This window comes from uncultured Campylobacter sp., assembly GCF_938018145.1.
GTDB lineage: Bacteria > Campylobacterota > Campylobacteria > Campylobacterales > Campylobacteraceae > Campylobacter_A.
The window spans coordinates 1-3,240 of record NZ_CALIII010000033.1 but is presented as its reverse complement, the minus strand read 5'-3'; the positions used below and the strand labels follow the sequence as shown (position 1 = coordinate 3,240).

Below are 3,240 nucleotides of genomic sequence, written 5' to 3'. Positions count from 1 at the left end.
AGCTTACGATTAGAAAAATGAGTGCGATTAGAAGTGCTGCGGCGTCGTGCATATCGTCAAATCTCCAAAATTTCAGGCTCTCCAAACAGTCGTTTGGCTTCTTTTAAAACCGATTGATTTTTTGCGACTTTGGGATCGGTTTGAGTTTTTGCAGTCAAATTTGACGCAGGATTTTGAGCATTCAAATTTGCTTCGCTTGAGAACGAGCCTTCAAAATTTTCTTCGTTTTGAAACTTCTCGCCGCTTAAATTTGACGTATCTAAATTTTGCCTTACGTCGGCGTTTGCAGGCTCGCTTGCGTCTTGCTCAAAAAGGCCGTCATCATAGTCTGCCGCTTCGCTAAACATCTCGCTCACGTCGTCCGGATCAAACGGCGGCTCGCCAAAAGTAGCCGTTTGCGACGCGCTGTTTTGGTTAAATTTAGCCGCGGCGCTTGGTTTTTGCTCCGTTTTTGCGGAGTTTTGACTCTCTAGTCGTCTTAGCTCATCATCTAAAAACGCTAAATCCGCCCCTGCTTGGGCGTCGTCGTCGCTCTTAAATTTTAGCGAATACGCCTCGTGAAAATCGTGCGTATCGTCGCGCATGCTCTCAAAATCAGGCGCAAATTTAGGCTCGGCTGGATGTTTTAAATTCGTCTGCGAGTTTTGCGTCAAATTTGCCGCATTTTCGTTTAAATTTAAAGGCGTGGTTTTATCGCTGAGTGAGTCGCTATTAGCTTGCGTGCTCGGCGCCGAGTCGTTAGCCGTTTGAAAAATATCCGCTTGCATTTGCGGCGTCAAATTTTGCGTTTGCTCGCCCCGCTCGCCGCTTTCAAATTTGGCGTCTAAATTTTGCTCCGAGGGCGCAACTGTTCCCTCCTCGCTACCGCCTGCAAACAAATTTCTAGTCAAATTTGAGGGCTCTTGCGCTTGGTCGTTTCGGCTTAAATTTTCTTGCACGCCGTCCGAGTCAAATTTGGAGCCAGCCTGGTTTGACGCCACCTCATTGCTCTCAGATTTTGCCACACCGCCGCGCTCGTCATCCAAATTTGCCGTACCCTTTTGCTCTTGCGCCCCTATTTCTGGGCTTTGCCTGGGAGTTATCTTTATCTTTGCGCTCTCGCCAAAAAGACTGCGCAAGATCTGCAAAATCACCTTCGAACCCTCGCGAAGCCGCTTCTGATCGTTGCCCGCCGCACTTGAAGCCAGGCTCATGCAGCCGTCTGAAAACTCCAAAAACTCGATGCAGTTTTTAAAGCACTCGCCAAGATCAAAGCTGCGGTCGTAAATTTTGGCCAAAAACGCCTCGTAAGCGGGATTTGGGGTTTTCGCGGCGCTGGCTTGACCGCCCGACTCCTGCGGCGTCTTGGCATTTAAATTTGCTGAGCCGGCTAGAGTCTGAGCGCTCAAATTTCGCCCCTCAGTCGCGCCGTTTTGCGAGGCGAGTTTTGCCGCATTTACACCTGTCGAATTTGACCCGTCAATAGAGGCTGAAATTTGACCCATCTGCGCAGGAGCCGCAGATTTAGCCGCTTCGCCTCGTCCGCCAGCAAAATTTGACGCCGAACGGGAGCCGCCAAAATCAGCCGCACGAGCCTGCGAATCCGCAAATTTTTCCCTCGCGTCCACGGCTATCATCTCGTCGATCGATTTTAGATTTATCGCCTCGATCATCATAAAAAGCATCACGCCAAGCACGAATCCGCCGTCGCTGCTAACGCTTAGCATCGAGCGCGCCTGCGAGAGGATCCTAAAAAATCTCTCATACAAAAGCAGCGAGTATTTCGGGCTTTGCGCGAGGAAATTTGCCTTTAGATTTGCCGTTATCTCATCTATCACCATCTCGGCGTCGTAGCTCTCCAGCTGCGCTACCGCCGCGCTCACGGCTGATTTGTCGCCGCTCATAACGAGCGCCAAGATCTCCTCTATGCGCTGCGGATCAAGCAGTCCCAGCATCTGCGCGACGGCGCTTTGCGTGAGCTCGCCCTTGGCGTAGATGATGGCCTGATCTAGCAGCGTGAGAGTGTCGCGCAGCGAGCCCGCGCCGCTACGAGCGAGGATCTCGAGGGCCTCTTTTTCGTGCGGGACGTTTTCGCGGTTTAGGATAAAATCAAGATGCGCGACGACGTCCGGGCGCGAGATCTGGCGAAATCTAAAATGCTGCGTACGCGATAGCACGGTGGCGGGGAGCTTGAGCGGATCGGTCGTGGCTAGGATAAATTTGACGTAGGGCGGCGGCTCCTCGAGCGTCTTTAGCAGCGCGTTAAACGCGGGCGTGGAGAGCATATGCACCTCGTCGATGATAAAAATCTTAAAGCGCGCGATCGCCGGAGCGTACTTGGTCTGCTCGATGAGCCCCTTTATATCGTCGATACCGCGGTGGCTGGCCGCGTCCATCTCGATGATGTCGATGTGGCGGCCTTCGTTTGCGGCGATACAGTTGGCGCACTGCTCGCAGGGCTGGCTAGTAGGGCCGTGATCGCAAACCAGTGCCTTTGAAAATATCCTCGCGCTCGAGGTTTTGCCGCTGCCGCGAAGCCCCGAAAAAAGGTAGGCGTGGGTGAGGCGGCTCTCGTCCAGAGCGTGCGTGAGGCTGGTGCTGACGGCCTCCTGGCCTACGAGCTCGCTAAAATTTCGCGGTCTATATCTAAGCGCTAATGCTTGCAACACGGATTTTTCCTTAAATTTAAGATGTGATATTCTACTTTTTTTTGGATAAAAATTTAATATATTACGGCTCGGCACGTCGCGGGGCGAGATAAATTTCGGCGAGGAAATTTGCCTGCAAGCACGAATTTATCGTGTGCGAGCGCTAGACGAGCAAGAGCGAAAATCGGGCCAGCATATTTGACGCTTCCGCCTTTTTACTATCGCTGGACGGCAACAAATTTGAAGCCAAATCGCACTGCCCAAATTCCGCCAAATTTAGCTGCGTCGATTTTGGTAATTTGGCGAAATTTGCTATAATCGCGCGGAAATGAAATTCAAAAAAGGGAGAAAATGAGAAAAGTTGTATTATGCGCATTTATTTTGGCATTTGGATTTTTAGCTGCTGGTTGCGAGAGGAACGACTACCAGCACCCGATGTACCGCTCTACTAAAAATAAATAACTCTAAATCAGGTGGTTACTCGCCGCCTTGAAATTTCACTACTCGCAGGTTTCTTTCGTTTTATAAGGTTGTGAATACAGATAAATTTAACGCATTAAAGTAGAAAATAAAAAGCGGCAAAATTTAGCAAACGAGGCGGGTCAAATTTGAG

General features: G+C 50.6%; 1 protein-coding gene. It reads right to left on the bottom strand.

Going from position 1 to position 3,240, the window contains the following annotated elements:
- Positions 1 to 56: 56 nt before the first annotated feature.
- Entirely contained in the window at positions 57 to 2,645 is a 2,589-nt protein-coding gene (locus Q0338_RS00800; protein WP_298085101.1) for a DNA polymerase III subunit gamma/tau, read from the bottom strand.
- Between the last annotated feature and the right edge of the window lie 595 nt (positions 2,646 to 3,240).